We start from the raw sequence: 16,876 nt of genomic DNA on the forward strand, positions 1-16,876 counted from the left end.
GGGAGTTGTTTGTGTAGTGCCGGCCGCAGGCGCCACCCCGTCCCCCGTGGCCCCCGCGACTCCGGCCGGCCCCGGCATGGCCGCCGCGCCTCCGGCGGTGCCCAGCGTGGCGCCCGCGAGCCCTCCGCCCCCGCCTCGCGCCACCATCTCCGTGCCCTCGGTGGCGGCCATGACGGCGCCCGCCGCGCCGCGGCCACTGGACGCCGCGGTTCCCAGCGTGGCGCCCGCGAGCCCTCCGATTCCGCCTCGTGCCACGGTCTCCGTGCCCAGCATTGGAGGGGGAAGCCCCAGCGCGCCGCCTCGCGCGACCGCCCCGGTCCCGACCGTGGCCCCCGCGCGCGCGCCCAATGCCCTGCGGCCCGCAGGCATCGCGCCCACGGCCTCTCAGCGAGAGACCGTCCCCGGCATCCCGCCCGTGGGTCCCGCGGGCAGTCCGCCCAGCGCCTCGCAGCGAGAGACTGCGTCCGGAATCCCTCCCGTCGCTCCGCCGCCTCCGCCGCGTGACCCGTCGAGCGGACTCCCCACGGTGAGCGCCCCGCCGCGCGTGCCCTCGTCCGCGGGCCCTGCGGTTGCGCGCCCTCCGTCGGGACAGGCGCCCACGCTCGGAGCCTCGCCGCGCGCGCCCATCGTTCCGCCCGTGGTGCCCGGCGTCGCGCCAGTCGCGGCGGCCCTTCCACCGAGGCCACCTGCCGAGGCGACCGCCGTGCCACGGCCGCCGCCCGTCCTCGCCGTGGGCGCGGTGGGCAGCGTGCCTCCCGCCGCGCAGCCCACCCCGACGCCCACGCGACCGCCGTCGCGGCCCACCGCCTCACTGCCGGCCCTCACCACGCCCGCCGCGCGCCCGCTCACGCCGCCCCCTGTCGCGCGCCCACCTGGGGTGCCCGCCGTCGCGCCCGTGGTGCCCGCCATCGCACCCGCCGCTCCCTCCGCGGCAGGAACGCCCCCGCCCCCGCCGTCCCAGGCCAGAGGCCCCGGACTCGACGCGGCCCAGCTCGCGGACCTCGCGTCGCGCTGCGCGAAGCTGGACCAGCTCGACTACTACGAGGTGCTGCTGCTGGAGAAGGCGGCGAGCCCCTCGGACATCAAGAAGGCCTTCTACCGGGAGAGCCGCACCTACCACCCGGACCGCTTCTTCCACCTCGACTCGAAGGAGCTGAAGGAGCAGGTCAACGAGCTCTACAAGCGCGTCACCGAGGCCTACTACGTCCTGCGCGACGACACGAAGCGCAAGAAGTACACGGCGGACATCACCGGTCCCGAGCGCGCCCAGAAGCTCCGTTACACCGAGGCGTCCGAAGCCGAATCCAAGGCGGCCCAAAAGAAGGAGCAGGAGGAGCAGATTGGCACCCACCCCAAGGGGCGCCAGTTCTACCAGCAGGCGCAGAAGGACCTCGACGCGGGCAACCCCTCCGCCGCCGAGCGAAACCTGAAGATGGCCCTCACGTATGAGCCCGCCAACGCGCGCTACAAGGAACGACTGGCGGACGTTCAGAAGCGACTGTCGGACGAGGCCAAGAACAAGGGCGAGTCGTTCAAGATTCGCTGACGGCCAACGACGACGGGAGCCGCATTCGCATGGGCATCGACCTCACCATCCTCGGACTGGTGCTCTTCTTCGGCCTCTTGGGGGCCGCATCGGGCGCCGCCAAACAGGTGGCCAACGCAGCGGGCCTCGCGCTGGGGTACTTCACCTCGCGCCAGCTCGCCTCCGTGCTGGGCCCCAAAGTGGCCACGGCCATGGGCGTGCCGCTCCTGGCGGGCACCCTCACCGCGACCGTGCTCGTCTTCGTCTGCGTGTGGCTGGCGGTGCGCTACGCGCTGGGCGCGCTGATTCTCCGCTTCCTCTCCGGAAACCGCCCGGACGAGCGCGGCGCGGACCGCGCGCTGGGCTTCGCGCTGGGCGGCGCGAAGGTCACCGCCATCATCTGGGTGGCCTTGAGCGCCCTCACCTTCTTCGAGCAACACGTCGTCGTCGCCGGCAAGCACCTGGGCGTCGCGCCGAAGGACTCCCTCTCCTTCCAGCTCGCCCGCCGCTTCAACCTCTTCGAGCTGACGCAGTTCGCGCCCCTCGCGGACCTCGTCCGGGTCGCCCAGGCCTCGACGGATCCGCAGCGCGCCGCGAAGCTCCAGGACGACCCTGCCTTCAAGGCCCTGCGCAAGGACCCGCGCTTCCAGCGCGCCCTCCAGGACAAGGAGCTGCGCGACGCCCTCGCCCGCGGCGACACGCGCGCCCTGCTCCGCAACGACCTCATCCTCCAGCTCATCCAGGACCCGGACATCGCGGCCCGCCTCGGCGCCGCGGCCCGCGCGTCGCAGCGCCACTGAGCCCCGCCTCGCGCACGAGCGAGGGTCGCGGGAGCCGAGAGCCCCCGCGCCCCCGTGCCGAACCTCATGCGTCCAGCCACGAGGCATCCAGCCCGCGCAGCCGCTCGCGCACGTAGTCCGCGTCCACGCTGACGCGGCGGTGCTTGCGCTCGGGCGCCTCGAACAGGATGTCCGCCAGCACGTGCTCCATGATGGAGCGCAGCCCGCGCGCGCCCAGGCCACGGTGCTCCGCGTAGCGCACCACCTCGCGCAGCCCCGTCTCGGGGAACTCCAGCGCCACGTCGTCCAGCGCGAGCAGCTCCTTGAACTCACGGGTGAGCGCGTCCGGCGGCTCGGTGAGCACCCGCAACAGCTCCGGCTCCGCCAGCCGCTCCAGTTGCACCATCACCGGCAGGCGCCCCAGGAACTCGGCCAGCATCCCGAAGTCCACCAACTGCCGCGTGGTGACGCGCCGGGAGGCGCGCCGCGCCGCCTCGTCCGAGCCGAAGCCCATGGCCCGGGTGCCCTCCTCCAGCCCCTCGTGCAGGTCGCTGAACGTGCCCGCGCAGATGAAGAGGATGTCGCGCGTGTCCACCTGCACGAAGTCCCCCTTGTTCCACGCTTGCGTGACGTTCATAGGGACGAAGAGCTCGCGGCCCTCCAGCATCTTCAGGAGCGACTGCTGCACCCCTTCGCCGCCAATGTCGCGGCTGCCCGCGCCGTTGCGCGCGCCCTGAGAGCGCCGGGCAATCTTGTCCACCTCGTCGATGAAGATGATCCCGCGCTCGGTGTCTTCCAGCGAGTGGTTCGCCTTGAAGAGCAGGTCGGACACCATCACCTCCACGTCCTTCCCGTAGTACCCGGCCTCCGTGTACTCGGTGGCGTCCACCGTCGTGAACGGCACCCGGAGGATGTCCGCCAGGTTGCGCGCGATGTGCGTCTTTCCGCTCCCGGTCGGCCCCACCATCAGGATGTTGGATTTCTGGATGAGCGAATGTCGACGCAGCGAGCGGGCCTGCACGCGCTTCAAGTGGTTGTGCGCCGCGATGGCCACCGCGCGCCGTGCCGCGTCCTGCCCGATGACGAACCGGCCCAGGCGCTCGTAGAGCTCCCGAGGCGTCAGGAGCGTGTCTTCCTTGCGTGCGGACGACTCCATGGAACCTCCCCTTCTGTCCACGCGACCTCCCTCTGTGCGGAAGAAGTTTAGGAATCCGATGGCGAGGCGGCCCGTGCGGGCGATGCCACGGAGCCGTCACCGACGCCTGCTCGCCCACTCCCCGTGCTGGCGGAGACTTGAATGCAGGGGGGGTTTCCGATACTTCCGGCGCCCCTCCACTGTTCCGTGGAGCCACCCCCTCTCCGGAGGCTTAGAACCGCCGATGCCCGCACCCGCCACTCAGCACCGCTGGTCCCTCGCCGATGCCCACGAGCTCTACGGAATCCGGAACTGGGGCAACCCCTACTTCGGCATCAACGAAAAGGGCCACGTGTGCGTCCACCCGGACGGGCCCACGGCCCCCAGCATGGACCTCAAGGAGCTGGTGGATGAGGTGCGCCGCCGAGGCATCGGGCTGCCCCTGCTGATCCGCTTCACGGACGTGCTGCGCCACCGCGTCGTCCACCTCAACGAGGCCTTCCGCAAGGCCATCGCGGACCAGGCCTACAAGGGCCCGTACCGCGGCGTCTTCCCCATCAAGGTCAACCAGCACCGCTACGTGGTGGAGACCATCATCGAGGCCGGCAAGGGCTACGACTACGGCCTCGAGGCCGGCAGCAAGCCCGAGCTGCTCGCGGTGATGGCGCTGCTCGACAACGAGGACGCGCTCGTCATCTGCAACGGCTACAAGGACGAGGAGTACATCGAGACGGCGCTCTTCTACTCGCGCCTGGGCCGCAAGGTCATCCTCGTGGTGGAGAAGCCCAGCGAGCTGCCCCTCATCGCCGAGGTGGCGCGCCGCACCGGCATCACCCCGCGCCTGGGCGTGCGGGTGAAGCTGTCCACGCGCGGCGCCGGCAAGTGGGAGGCCAGCGGGGGAGATCGCTCCAAGTTCGGCCTGTCCTCCTCCGAGCTGATGAGCTGCATCGGCTTCATGAAGGACACGGGCCTGCTGCCCTCCTTCGAGCTGCTCCATTTCCACCTGGGCAGCCAGATCTCCAACATCCGCAACGTGAAGAACGCGCTGCGCGAGGTGGGCTGCTTCTACGTGGAGGTGGCGCGCCAGGGTGCGCCGCTGAAGTACCTGGACGTGGGCGGCGGCCTGGGCGTGGACTACGACGGCTCCCAGACGAACTTCTCCTCGTCCATGAACTACACGACGGAGGAGTACGCCAACGACGTGGTGTTCGGCGTGATGGAGGCGTGTGACCGCGCCGGCGTCCCGCACCCCACGCTCGTCTCCGAGTCCGGCCGCGCCATCGTCGCGCACCACGCCGTGCTGGTGGTGGACGTGCTGGGCACCAGCGAGTTCGACCCCGCGCAGGTCCCGGACAAGGTGGAGGAGAAGGCCCCCTCCGTGGTGCGCAACCTCGCGTCCACCTTCCGCGAGGTCACCAACAAGAACCTCATCGAGGCCTACCACGACGCCCAGGACGCCAAGGAAGAGAGCCTCACGCTCTTCTCACTCGGCCACCTGTCGCTGGAGCAGCGCGTGGCGGCGGAGAACATCTACTGGGCCACGTGCCACAAGATTCTCCGCATCGCGCGCGAGGCGGGCGAGATTCCCGAGGAGCTCGAGTCGCTGGAGAAGCAGCTCAGCGACACGTACTTCTGCAACTTCTCCGTGTTCCAGTCGCTGCCGGACTCGTGGGCCATTGATCAGCTCTTCCCGATGATGCCCATCCACCGGCTGGCGGAGAAGCCGACCCGGCGCGCCACGCTGGCGGACATCACCTGCGACTCGGACGGGAAGATCGAGCACTTCATCGACAAGCGCGAGGTGAAGGACGCGCTGGAGCTGCACGCGCTCAACGACGACGACTACTACCTGGGCATCTTCCTGGTGGGCGCGTACCAGGAGATCCTCGGCGACCTGCACAACCTCTTCGGGGACACGCACACGGTGCAGGTGTCGCTGGCGCCCAACGGCGGCTACCTCATCGACCACGTCGTGGCCGGCGACACCGTGACCGAGGTGCTCAACTACGTCAGCTACAACAAGGATGACCTGGTCGCGAAGCTGCGCCGGTTCACCGAGGCGGCGCTGCGCAACGGCCGCATCACCCTGGACGAGTCGCGCAACCTGCTGCGCATCTACGAGGACGGCCTCTCCGGGTACACCTACCTGGAGCGCGAGGTGGACGCGAAGTTCACCTCCGCGAGCCAGCTGCGCCTCGTGCCGCTGCCGGACGCCACGCGCGGACCGAACAACGGCGGCGACGTGTCCCCCTCGGGGACCTGAGCCCCACCCATCCGCCCCGCCGCTTCACGCGGGCGGGGCGGACGCCGGAGGGCGGCGCGGCCCTCCGGCTCCTCCCGGGACCGCCGCGCGCCTCAGTCCGGGTAGGTGAAGGTCATCGGCACCTTCACCTCCGGATGGAGGCTGCGCGACACCGGGCATTCGTGGGCAATCTGCTCCAGCCGGGCGCGATGCTCGCGAGACAGCCCCGCCGGCATCTGGAGGTCGAGCACCAGCTCCCCCACCCGGCGCGGCGGCGGCGTCATCCGCTTCTCCACGCGCGCGCGAACCTCACCGTGCAGCGGGATGTTCTCGCGCCCGGCCAGCAACTGCATCGTCGTCACCGCGCAAGACGCGAGCGCCGCGGCCAACAGGTCCGTGGGCGAGAAGCTGCCCCCGGTGCCTCCGTTGTCGCGCGGCGCTTCCGTCTGAAGGGCCGTCCCGGACGGACCGTGGGTGAGCTGCGTCTTGAACTGCGGCGCGCTCACCAGGGTCATCACCACGCCGGGACTGGGCACCACGGGCTGTTGGCTCATCGAGGACTCCTGTTGCGAGGAAACGGCGTTCAGCGGACGTAGGCCTCGTGCTTGGCGGCGTCCGCCTTGGTGGCGGGCTCGGCCTCCTCGATGCTCCAGTCCAGCGTCTTCATCAGCGACTTGTGGCGCTTGCGCACATCCGAGTCCAGGAGCGCGAGGGCCTCGCCCATCTTGTCCATGAGCCGCATGGGCTTGCGCTTGTTCTTCGGCTCGTTGAGCAGCGCGTGCGTCAGCCAGGGGAACACCGCCGTCACGTCGCAGTGCACGTACACCGAGCCGGTCTCCACCGCCTCCACCGAGACCTTGCCCCAGGTGTGGCCCTCGCCCGCGGGGCAGCTCGACAGGGCGCCGTTGTCCACCGGGTCCACGCAGAACTGCACGTCGATGTCGAAGCCCGTCGTGGGCACGTTGAGGATTTGATCCAACAGCGGCTCGCCCTGGAGCGTGTAGTTCTTGGGCACGCCGCCGCCGAGGATCCAGATGGCCAGCCGCTTGGAGAAGTTGTGGCGGCAGAAGTGCTGCATCGCCGCCATCGAGTAGACGTCGTCGTTGATGTCCAACTCGAACTTGAAGTCATCGCCGAGCAGCCGCTTGAGCTTGACGATGTTCAGGAAGATGGAGCCGTCCTGCACCGCGCCCACCCAGATGGGCACCGCGTGCTTGTAGCAGGTGGACAGGAGCGACGGCTGCTTCACGCCCAGCTGCTTCTCGATGCCGTGGATGGCCTTGCCGAGCAGGTAGTGGAACTCGGGCGTGGTCATCTTCCGCTGGAACTCGGGGCCCCGGATGATGGCGGAGAAGAGGCGGTCCGTGTCGAGCAGCGCCTCTTCCCAGAAGCCCAGGTCGTAGATGCGGATGATGCGCGCCAGCCGGTACTGGAGGTCCCCCGCGTTCGGGTTCACCTCGCGGATGGCGTGGCCGATGATGCGGTGCGCGTCGTGGTAGAGGTTGGCGCCCGTGGTGGTGATCGCGGAGATAACGCCCTTCTCGACCAACGGGATGATGCAGCTCTGGTGCAGTCCCGCGGGCGTCATCGCGCCGGACAACGTGAGGAAGATGGAGGCGTCCTGTTCCATCGACTTGGACATCAGCTCGAAAGCGGTGCGCTCCTGGCGCCCCACGTAGGCGCTGAAGGCGTGGGCGAGCAGCTCCGCCGGCTTTTCCTTGCCAGTGATGGGGCGGGGGTCCGCCTTGCGCGCGCCGGAGTAGGCGTGACGCAGGGACTTCTTCGGGCTCGAGGAGGTCTTGGCCATGGCGCGGCGATCTAGCACCGCCGGGCGGTCAAGGGGAGCATCGCCTTTCTGCCCTGTCGACTTGTCGCGCTCCGGACGCCCCCGAAGGTTCCCCCCAGGGGCCTGGGTGGCATATGAGCAGCGTCTCCGTCTCCCCTGGAGGGTGTTTCCTTGATTGACCTGCACTCCCACACCACGGCCAGTGACGGCCAGTACACCCCCCAGGAGCTGATGAGCCGCGCCCGGGCGGCGGGTGTGACGGTGCTGGCGGTGACGGACCACGACACCGTGGCGGGGCTCGCCCTGGCCGAGGAGGCCGCCCGCGCGCATGGGGTGCGGTTGGTGCCGGGCATCGAGCTGTCCGCCTTCGTCCTCGGGCGGGAGGCCCACATCCTCGGCCACTTCGTCGACCGCGAGGACCCGGCCCTCTCGCGCTTCGAGGAGCGGCTGCGCACGGAGCGAGACAGCCGCATGGAGGCCATGGTGGCCCGCATGCGGGAGCTTGGGTACCCCATCCGGATGGAGCACGTGCGAGCCATGGCGGGTGACGCGCAGCTCGGGCGCCCGCATCTGGCGCGGGTGATGGTGGACCAGGGCTGGTGCCGCGACGTGAAGGACGCCTTCGACCGGTTCCTCGGCACGGGCCGCATGGCCTGGGTGGAGCGCTTCAAGTTGGACGGCGCGGACGCCATTCAGCTCATCCGCGACGCGGGCGGCACCGCGACGCTGGCCCACCCCGCCTCCTCGAAGCTGGAGCGCGGGGAGATTCGCGCGCTGGCCCAGGCCGGACTCGCGGGCCTGGAGATGTCTCACTCGGATCCGAACCCCAGCGTGCAGCGCAAGTACCTCGGGCTCGCCGCGGAGTTCGATCTGGTCCCCACCGCGGGCAGCGACTTCCACGGCGAGAAGGTCGTCCCGGACCAACGGCTGGGCACGGCCTCCATGGCCCCCGAGCTGTTCGAGAAACTGCGCGCCCGAGCGGCTACCCCTTCAGCGCGCCCGCGGTGAGCCCGGCGACGATGCGCCGCTGGAGCACGAGCACCAACAGCACGAGCGGCACCGTCACGATGACGGAGGCCGCCATGATGAGCCCCCACGGCAGCTCATAGGCCGAGCCCCCGCTCAACAGCGCGATGGCCACCGGCACCGTGCGCTTCGCGTCGGTGAGCGTGAAGGTCAGCGCGAAGAGGAACTCGTTCCACGCCGCGATGAAGGCCAGGAGCCCTGTCGTCACCAGCGCGGGCCCCAGGAGCGGGAGGAACACGCGGGTGAGCACCACCCAGGGCGTGGCGCCGTCCACGACGGCGGCCTCCTCCAGTTCGACAGGCAGCTCCCGCATGAACGTGGTGAGCAGCCACACGGTGAAGGGCAGGGTCAGCACCAGACTGGACAGCACCAGCGCGGGCAGTGAGTTGTAGAGGCCGAGCCCTCGCACCAGCTCGAACATGCCGGAGAGGACCGCGACCTGAGGGAACATGGACACGCCCAGGAGCGCGAGCAGCAGCGTGCGCCGGCCCCGGAACGCCACGCGCCCGAGCGCATGGGCCGCCGTCACCCCGAGCACGAGTGACAGCCCCACCACGCCCGACGCCACGAGGACGGAGTTGAGGATGTTGCGAGCAAAGGGCTGCTGCGCGAACACCTGGGTGTAGTTGCTCCACGCGGGATGCGCGGGCCAGGGCCGTGGCGCGAACAACGCGCTCCCCGTCGTCAGCGACGAGGCGATGGCCCAGTAGAACGGGAACAGGGTGTACAGCAGCACCAGCCCGACGAGCCCCGCGAATGCCACCCGCCTCATGACTCCCCCACGTCCAACCGCACGCGCCCCAACACCAGGTACACGGCGGTGAGCAGCGCGATGAGCAGCACGAGCAGCGTGGCCGCCGCGCTGCCCACGCCCAGCTCCTGGAACTCGAACATCCACTGGCGGGCATAGCCGGCCATCGGCTGCGTCTCCGAGCCACCGCCAGTGAGCACGTAGAACACGTCGAACACGCGCAGCGCATCGAGCAGGCGGAACAGCGCGGCCACCATGAGCGGCCCCTTCACGAGCGGCAACGTGATCCGAAAGAACGAGCGGACGGGGCCAGCCCCATCGAGCCGCGCGGCTTCGTAGACATCCTCCGGAAGAAGCTGGAGCGCGGCGAGCAGCAACAACGCCATGAACGGCGTCGCCTTCCACACATCCACCATCACCACGGCCCAGAACGCGAGCGACGGCTCGGCCGTCCACGCCAGGGGCTCGGCGAGCAGGCCCAGCCACATCAGCACGGCGTTGATGACGCCGTAGACGTCATGAAACATCCAGGCCCACATCTTCGCGGACACGACGGTGGGGACAGCCCAAGGCACGAGCACCGCCGCGCGCACGAGCCCCCGTCCCGCGAACCGCCGATGAAGCACGAGCGCGATGCCCATCCCCAGCACCGACTCCAGCAGCACCGACACGAAGGCGAAGCGCACCGTCGTCCCCACAGCGGTCCACCAGTCCGGGTCCTCCAGAACGGACACGAAGCTCCCCAGGCCCACGAACCGTGCGGCGCTCAAGTCCGTCAACCGAGCATCCGTGAACGCGAACCCCACCGTCCGAGCCAGAGGCCAGCCCGCCACCAGCGCCATGCCCACCAGCGTGGGAAGCATGAACACCCACGCGGCGCGCGCACGCTGACGCGCCAGCAGCGAGGTCTCTCGGGGCCGGGCCATCACCACCGCCCTCCTCGACTGAGTCGCACGAGCTTTTGATGCGCCTTCTGCAAGCTCTCCTGCGCGGCGCCTCGGCCCGAGAGCGTGGCGTGCACGGCGTTGCGGATATCCGCGCTCACCTGGTTGTACTTCGCGCCCGTGACGGTGGGCCGCGCCACCGCGCTCGCGAAGGTCTCCTCCAAGCTGCCCATGAAGGGGTTGGCGCGAAGGATGTCCGGGTCGCGATACAGCGCCACGCGCGTGGGATTGAACGACGCCACGAGCGCCCGGCGCTTCTGCTCCTCCGCGCTGGTGAGGTACTTCACCAACTGCACCGCGAGCTCGGGCTGCGCCGAGAAGCGCGACACCCCGAGCTGCCAGCCGCCCAGCGTCCCCACCGAGCGCCCATCCGGCCCGCCTCGTGGAAGCGCCATCACCCCCACCTTGCCGCGCACGGGACTCTCCGCCGAGTTCGCCAGCGCCCACGCATACGGCCAGTTGCGCATGAACACCGCGTTGCCCGACTGGAAGACGCCGCGAGCCCCCTCCTCCTCGTAGCTCAGCACGCCCCGCGGAACGACGTTGCCCATCAGCGACGCGATGAACGACACGGCCTCCACCGCGCGCGGATTGTCGAGCGTCACCTGCCCCTGCGCATCCACGAAGGTGCCGCCGCCGAACGAGTCCACCCACTCGAGCGCGTTGCACGTCAGCCCCTCGTACGCCTTGCCCTGGAACACGAAGCCCGTGAGCCGCGCCTGTCCCGCGCGGCGCTCGCCCTCCAGCACCACCTTCGCGGTGCCAGCGAGCGCCTGCCACGTCTCCGGAGGTCGCTGGTGATACTTCTCCAGCAAGTCCTTGCGGTAGTAGAGCAGGCCCGCGTCCATGAACCAGGGGATGGCCACGAGCCGCCCGTCCACGGTGTTGTTGCGCATGAGCGCGGGGAAGAACGCCGCGCGGTCCGACTCGGGGAAGTAGGGCCGCAGGTCGATGAAGAACGGGCCCACGATGCCCGGCCACACGACATCAATCCGGAAGACGTCGATGTCGCGGCCCCCCGCGGCGAGGAGCTGCTGGAACATCGTCAACTGCTGGCCCGCGTCCGTGGGCACGGACACCAGCGACACCTCATTCCCCGTCTGACGCGCCCACGCCTCCGCGCCCTGTCGACACAGCTCCTGCTCCTGGCCCACGCTCCCGCACGCGAGGTTGAGCCGCGCCGCTCCCGCCACCGTCGGAACGAGGGCCATCACGGCGAGCATCCGCCCCATCAGCACCTTGGACATGGGTGGTCCCTCCGCGTCCCGCGCTAACACGTCGCGCGCGAAGACCACGGCCGGTCCACCACGGCACTGTCGGGTATCGGCCGAAGCGCGGCGCGCTCAGCCGCGCGGCTGGACCTTGAAGCGGCTCGTCACCACCGTGAGCCCCTCGGCCACGGCCTGAAGGTCCTGCGCGATACGGGTCGTGCGCCCGGTGGCGTCGACCCCCTGCTTCACGAGCTCCGCCACGTTGCGAGCCCCCTGCACGGCCTGCTCGCTGGACTGGCGCTGCTGGCGCGTGGCGATGGTGATCTGCCGCGCGGCCTCGCTCGTACCGCGCGCCAGTTCGACGATGCGCTGAAACACCGAGGAGGCCTGCTCCGCCACTTCCACGCCTCGGTCGCTCGTCACCATGCCCATGCGAGACTTCGACACGGCCTCTTCACCCGAGTCCTGAACCTTCTCGACGATGCGCGCGATGTCCCGCGCGGACGCGGACACGTTCTCCGCGAGCTTGCGCATCTCCGCGGCCACCAGCGAGAAGCCGCGCCCCACCTCGCCCGCCTTCGTTCCCTCCAGCGCCGCGTTGAGCGCGAGGAGGTCCGAGCGCTCCGCCACCTGATTGATGACCTGCGCGATCTTCGACACCTGCCGCAGGTCCTGGTTGAGCCCGACGATGGCGTCCGCCACGCCCTTGGACTCGATGCGGATGTCGTTGATGCCCTGCACGACCTGCGCGACCACGGCCATCGCCTCGGCCACCGCCTCGTGCGTGCGCCGGGCGCTGGACTCCACCACCTCGGTGGAGCTGGAGATCTGCTCGGCGGTGCGGCTCAGCTCCTCGAACGTCGCGGCAATCTGCTGCGCGTAGGCCGCCTGTTGGCTGATGACGTGTTCCTGATCCGCCGAGGCCCCCAACAACCCGCGCGACGCGGAGGAGAGCTGCTCCGTGCGCGACACCAACTCCAGCACCGTCGTGCGCAGCGTGCCCAGCATCTCGTTGAACGAGTGCGCCATGCGCCGCACCTCGCCGGACGCGGACACCTCCAGCTCGCCGCGCGCCAGCTCGCCTCGGGCCACCTCGCGTGCGACCTCCGCCACGCGCGAGACCGGCGCGGAGATGGCGCGGCTGATCACCACGGCCAGGCCCAGGCCGAGCAGCGTCGCGCACAGGTACCCCAGCAGCGAGTAGCCCCTCACACTCCCGAGCGCCAGCTCCAGGTCGTCCGTGCCAAATCCCGCCACATAGACCTGAGCCCCGGCCGGGCAGCGCACCACCACCAGGTCCTCCCGCCGCTCGATTCCGCACGCCTCCGAGGGCAGGGCGCCCGCGGCCAGCACGTCACCCGGAACGCGACCGCGCGCGTGGACCACGGAGCCGTCCCGCCGAAGCACGCCCTGGAAGCGCACTCCGAGACCGCCCGCCTCCGTCCGGGAGAACACCTCATCGAGCCGCGCCCGAGCGGTGTCGGAGCCATCCATGCCCACCGCCGCGGGATGACTCGCCACCAGCGAGGCCACCGCGCGTGCGCGCTGCTCCAACACTTGAAGTCCCGCCGCCCGCTGCCGCGCCGGGAAGTACCCGCCGCTGAACAGGACCACCGCGAGGCAGGGAACGAGCACCGCGATCGCCACCTGCACCCGCAAGCTCAGACGACCCCACATGCAGCCGCTCCCCTCTGGAGGATCCGAGCCGGGGACGCTAGGCCCTGTGCGACATCAGCGTCAAACTCGCACCCCGTCCCCCACGAATCGCGCCCTGAACCGGGTGCGCGCCGAGCGGCCGGGCGACGCGCGCGCGACTGATGGCCTCGATTGCTCTTTCCATCGTCTTCTCAAGGGGTTGGGGCGCCCAGCCGGGGACTTTCCCTTTGACACGGCGCGGAGGGTGTCATTAGGGTCCGCGCCCGATGATTACTCCCCTCGCACCGTACCTGCCGTTGGCGGTGGTGCTCCTGCTGGCCGGCCTCATGGCGATGGCCATCCCGCAGCTGACCACCCGGCTGGGCCCCAAGCGCCCCAGCGCCATCAAGTCGTCCCCCTTCGAGGCGGGTTCCGAGTCGAGCGGCCCTGCACGTCAGCGCTTCGCGGTGAAGTTCTACGTGGTCGCGCTGCTCTTCATCGTGTTCGACGTGGAAGCGGTGTTCCTGTACCCGTGGGCAGTGAACTTCCAGGCGCTCGGCTGGTTCGGCTACGTCGAGATGCTGGTTTTCGCGGCGACGCTGATCGTGGGCCTTATCTACGTTTGGAAGAAGGGCGCTCTCGACTGGGAGAGCTGAGCAATCATGGCTGATAGCGACATCGCACCGATCCTGACCACCCGTCACGAAGAGGCCATGGGCTTCTTCCAGCGCATGGTCTCCAAGGGGCTCGGCTGGGCCCGCAAGTACTCCCTCTTCACGTACCCGTACGCCACCGCCTGCTGCGGCATGGAGTACATGTCCGTGGCCGCCAGCCGGCACGACATCTCCCGCTTCGGCGCCGAGTTCCCTCGGTTCTCGCCGCGTCAGGCGGACCTGCTCATGGTGGTGGGCACCATCAACCTGAAGCAGGCCCCCATCCTCAAGCGCGTCTACGAGCAGATGTGCGAGCCCAAGTGGGTCGTCGCCTTCGGCGTGTGCGCTTCGTCGGGTGGCTTCTACGACAACTACGCGGTGCTCCAGGGCATCGACCGCATCATCCCGGTGGACGTCTACATCCCCGGCTGCCCGCCGCGCCCCGAGCAGGTGCTCGACGGCCTGATGATGCTCCAGGAGAAGATCGGTTCGCAGGTGCACCGCATCGCGGATCGCGGCCAGCCCAACGCCACCGCCGCGCACCACGAGCGGATGCTCAGCGCCGGCAAGTAGCTCCGCGCGACGTTCGCGCCAGGTCCCGGGCCCCTGCCCCTCTCCCCATCGGAGAGGAGCTGGGGCCCGCGCCATTTCCGGGCCTACCAGCGGTGATAGGCGGGGTGGCCTTCCTTCACGGCGACGAAGGTGCCTCGGCACAGCGCGGTCACCTTGCCGCCCGCGGTGAGCGTGCCCTCGATGACGGCGCGGTCGCCCTGGAGCTGCACGGGTCTGGCCTCCAACCGCACCGGGCCCGACATGGGCGTGGGGCGCTTGAGCGTGATCGCGTAGTCCGCGGTGACGGTGCACGGAGGCGACGAGGCCCCCTGCGCTTTCATCAGGTGGTACGCGGCCGTCCAGTTGCAGTGGCAGTCCAGCAGCGCGCCGATGATCCCGCCATTGAGGACACCCGGGAAGGCCTGGTGGTGCTCGGACGGGGTCCACTCCGCCACGACGAGGTCACCCTCCACGCGGCTGCGGATGCGCAGCCCCTGGGGGTTCGCCGGGCCGCAACCGAAGCAGGCGTTGTGAGGGGCGTAGGTTTCCTGAAGGCTGGGGGAATCTGTCGTCGACATGGCCCGCGACCTTACGCCAGCCACGCTCGGGTGCGCGCTCTCTCACGCCATCCAGCCACGCCGCCAGCGCATCCGCGTCCGCCCCCTCACACTCGCCCTCGCACGAGCGCAGCTCGCTCCCGTCCTCCTGCGGCCGGTCCACCACCCAGCGCTGCCCATCGAAGGCGCCCCGGTCTTTCTCCTTCAACACCGCGTCGCCCGCCGCGTCCGTCATCTCCACCACACCATCCGAGCGGATCCGATACGCGTTGAAGTCGCGCGGCGCGCCGGGCCAGTGCCCCGGACTGAAGACCTCGGGGCTCACGTGCGTGTAGCCCGTCTCGGCGTAGAGCGGCGCGACGTCGCGCGCCTCACCGCGCAGCAGCGGCGCCAAGGACAACCCATCCACGTCGCTCGGCCCCCCCAGCCCGGACAGCTCCAGCAGCGTGGGCCCCACGTCCACCAGCCGAACGAGGGCATCCACTTCAGACGGACCACGCCCCCATCGGCGCGGCGGCTTCACGGCGAGCAGGATGTGGTTCTCCTCGTCGGACAGTCGAGCGCCATGCACGGACGTGGCCCCCGCCAGGTCCGGGCGATCCGCGTGGAAGCTCTCGCCATGGTCCGAGAACAGGACGATGAGCGCGTCGTCATAGCGCCCGCTGCGACGCAGGTCTTCGAGCAGGCGCCCCACCTGTGAGTCCGCCTGGGCCAGCAGCTCATCGTAGAGCGCCTCCGCGCCCTCGCGACTCCACCCGCCCTTGGCCCCCGGAGACACGGGCGCGAAGTGCATGCGGAGCCGGCGCTCCAGCGGCTCACTGGCCGCGACGTAGCGTCGGTAGAACGGGTACACCGGGTCGCCTGGGAAGTGCGCGGCGGTGGCGTGGAAGGCGAACAACGTGGGACCCGAGGCCGCCTCGTTGCCCAGCCGCGCCGACAATCGCGACGCATAGCCCATCGGATCGTGGATGCCCGCCAGCGCGCGGTTGTCGATGAACTCGGGAACCCACGCCGCGCCGAGCGCGTTGTCCGCGAACATCCCCAGCGCGCGGTAGCGCAGCTTCTCCAGCGCGAAGTTGATGGCACCGTGTGGCGGTTGCAACCGGGTGGCGAAACCCGAGGCGGGCCCCTCGTGGTGGAAGCGCGAGCAGTCCGTGGCGAACACCGTGCGCCAGCCCGCCGCGGTGAAGGCGGACGCGAAGGTCTCCGCGGGCACCATCCGCGTGTCCGCCGTGAGCGGATAGCGCACCCCGGTTCGCGTGGGCCAGCGGGCAGTGAGCATCGCGCGCCACGCGGGCTCGGTCTGAGCAATGGGCGTGTACGCATGGGTGAACTGCGTGGCGTCCGCGACGAAGCGAGCGACGTTCGGAGCCACGCCACGCCCCGCGGCCTCCAGGCGATCCGGACGGAAGGCATCGATGCCGATGAGCACCACGAGCGGCGGCGGCTCCGCCCCCACCTTCCGCGCGGGAGCCCAGCTCCAGAACCCGACGGCCGCCACGCTCGCCGCGACGAGCCCGACCGACACCGCCCGAGGCATGGCGCGCACCCGAGGCGCCAGCCCGGCCGCATGCGCGAGAAGCCACGCCAACGCGACGCCGCGCGGCTGCCAGGGCTGGCCATGGTCCACGAGCCACGCCAGCACCGGACGCAGCGAAGGCAGGTCATCGAACAAGGCCGGACGCGCGATGGCTCGGTCCCAGGCGAGCAGCCCCAGAAGCACCACGCCCTGCCCCACCGTGAGCAGCGCCCGCGCCACCCCGCGAGCCCCCCACGCTTGCGCGAGAAGTCCCGCGCTCGCCGCCAGCAGCGCGCCCGCCAGCGCGTAGACGGTCGCCACGCGCAGCAGCAGCTCCGGGAGGAGCGGACGGACCGCGGCCGCGAGCGCCGCATAGGGACCGTCCACGGGGACGTCCACCCCCACCGCGCCCGCGCGCAGCAGCCCCGCCGTCTCCGCGCCGAAGAGCGCCACCCCACCCAGGACACCCAGGGTCAGGTGCCAGCACACGAGACGCGGAAGGCCGCACGGAGGGGAGGCAGGCATGGGCCGCGTCTATACCGAATGTCACACGCGCGCCAC

At 70.3% G+C, this 16,876-nt stretch carries 15 protein-coding genes; 6 read left to right on the forward strand and 9 right to left on the reverse strand.

All coding sequences use genetic code 11. From position 1 onward, the window contains the following. On the forward strand, positions 1 to 1,546 hold a 1,546-nt coding region (locus tag KRR26_RS33465; RefSeq protein ID WP_236069448.1), incomplete at its 5' end, for a J domain-containing protein. Between the two features lie 29 nt (positions 1,547 to 1,575). Further along, complete coding sequence (locus KRR26_RS33470) at positions 1,576 to 2,325, forward strand: CvpA family protein (protein ID WP_120200891.1); 750 nt, start codon at positions 1,576 to 1,578, stop codon at positions 2,323 to 2,325. Between the two features lie 64 nt (positions 2,326 to 2,389). Here KRR26_RS33470 and clpX read toward each other — a convergent pair whose 3' ends face one another. Next, positions 2,390 to 3,460 carry an ATP-dependent Clp protease ATP-binding subunit ClpX gene (gene clpX / locus KRR26_RS33475; RefSeq protein WP_120200893.1) on the reverse strand — a complete coding sequence of 357 codons (1,071 nt, stop codon included), beginning with the start codon at positions 3,458 to 3,460 and terminating at the stop codon, positions 2,390 to 2,392. Positions 3,461 to 3,683: 223 nt separating this feature from the next. On the opposite strand from clpX, the gene speA reads away from it, so the two are divergent. Continuing rightward, on the forward strand, positions 3,684 to 5,702 hold the full coding sequence (gene speA, locus KRR26_RS33480) for a biosynthetic arginine decarboxylase (RefSeq protein ID WP_120200895.1): 2,019 nt from the start codon (positions 3,684 to 3,686) through the stop codon (positions 5,700 to 5,702). Between the two features lie 92 nt (positions 5,703 to 5,794). On the opposite strand, the gene KRR26_RS33485 is transcribed toward speA, so the two are convergent. Next, the gene (locus tag KRR26_RS33485) at positions 5,795 to 6,235 is read right to left on the reverse strand and encodes an OsmC family protein (protein WP_217081813.1); all 441 of its coding nucleotides are present in this window, start codon (positions 6,233 to 6,235) and stop codon (positions 5,795 to 5,797) included. Between the two features lie 29 nt (positions 6,236 to 6,264). Continuing rightward, on the reverse strand, positions 6,265 to 7,488 hold the full coding sequence (locus KRR26_RS33490; RefSeq protein ID WP_120200899.1) for a deoxyhypusine synthase family protein: 1,224 nt from the start codon (positions 7,486 to 7,488) through the stop codon (positions 6,265 to 6,267). A gap of 150 nt (positions 7,489 to 7,638) precedes the next feature. Here KRR26_RS33490 and KRR26_RS33495 point away from each other — a divergent pair, with 150 nt between their 5' ends. Beyond that, a complete protein-coding gene (locus KRR26_RS33495; protein ID WP_120200901.1) occupies positions 7,639 to 8,475 on the forward strand; it encodes a PHP domain-containing protein in 837 nt (278 codons plus the stop codon). On the opposite strand, the gene KRR26_RS33500 is transcribed toward KRR26_RS33495, so the two are convergent. From KRR26_RS33500 to KRR26_RS33515, 4 genes are all read right to left on the reverse strand, one after another. Continuing rightward, positions 8,450 to 9,265, reverse strand: coding sequence for a carbohydrate ABC transporter permease (locus tag KRR26_RS33500; RefSeq protein WP_217081814.1), 816 nt, complete (start codon positions 9,263 to 9,265; stop codon positions 8,450 to 8,452). The two genes, KRR26_RS33495 and KRR26_RS33500, sit on opposite strands and share 26 nt — an antisense overlap. Beyond that, positions 9,262 to 10,170 (reverse strand): carbohydrate ABC transporter permease, encoded by a 909-nt coding sequence (locus tag KRR26_RS33505; RefSeq protein WP_217081815.1) that lies wholly within the window; start codon positions 10,168 to 10,170, stop codon positions 9,262 to 9,264. Before KRR26_RS33505 ends, KRR26_RS33500 begins: the two co-directional genes overlap by 4 nt. Further along, on the reverse strand, positions 10,170 to 11,435 hold the full coding sequence (locus KRR26_RS33510; protein ID WP_217081816.1) for an ABC transporter substrate-binding protein: 1,266 nt from the start codon (positions 11,433 to 11,435) through the stop codon (positions 10,170 to 10,172). The genes KRR26_RS33505 and KRR26_RS33510 overlap by 1 nt, the downstream gene beginning before the upstream one ends. Positions 11,436 to 11,531: 96 nt before the next feature. Further along, the gene (locus tag KRR26_RS33515) at positions 11,532 to 13,076 is read right to left on the reverse strand and encodes a methyl-accepting chemotaxis protein (RefSeq protein WP_120200908.1); all 1,545 of its coding nucleotides are present in this window, start codon (positions 13,074 to 13,076) and stop codon (positions 11,532 to 11,534) included. Positions 13,077 to 13,321: 245 nt separating this feature from the next. On the opposite strand from KRR26_RS33515, the gene KRR26_RS33520 reads away from it, so the two are divergent. Then, positions 13,322 to 13,690, forward strand: a complete 369-nt coding sequence (locus KRR26_RS33520; protein ID WP_120200910.1) for an NADH-quinone oxidoreductase subunit A — start codon at positions 13,322 to 13,324, stop codon at positions 13,688 to 13,690. 6 nt (positions 13,691 to 13,696) lie between these two features. Continuing rightward, positions 13,697 to 14,260 carry an NADH-quinone oxidoreductase subunit B gene (locus KRR26_RS33525; RefSeq protein ID WP_120200911.1) on the forward strand — a complete coding sequence of 188 codons (564 nt, stop codon included), beginning with the start codon at positions 13,697 to 13,699 and terminating at the stop codon, positions 14,258 to 14,260. Between the two features lie 83 nt (positions 14,261 to 14,343). Here KRR26_RS33525 and KRR26_RS33530 read toward each other — a convergent pair whose 3' ends face one another. Both KRR26_RS33530 and KRR26_RS33535 read right to left on the reverse strand, forming a co-directional pair. After that, complete coding sequence (locus KRR26_RS33530; RefSeq protein WP_233576460.1) at positions 14,344 to 14,694, reverse strand: PaaI family thioesterase; 351 nt, start codon at positions 14,692 to 14,694, stop codon at positions 14,344 to 14,346. A gap of 7 nt (positions 14,695 to 14,701) precedes the next feature. After that, on the reverse strand, positions 14,702 to 16,840 hold the full coding sequence (locus KRR26_RS33535; RefSeq protein WP_217081817.1) for a sulfatase-like hydrolase/transferase: 2,139 nt from the start codon (positions 16,838 to 16,840) through the stop codon (positions 14,702 to 14,704). Positions 16,841 to 16,876 lie beyond the last annotated feature (36 nt).

The sequence above is a fragment of the Citreicoccus inhibens genome (genome assembly GCF_019039035.1).
GTDB classification, from domain to species: domain Bacteria; phylum Myxococcota; class Myxococcia; order Myxococcales; family Myxococcaceae; genus Citreicoccus; species Citreicoccus inhibens.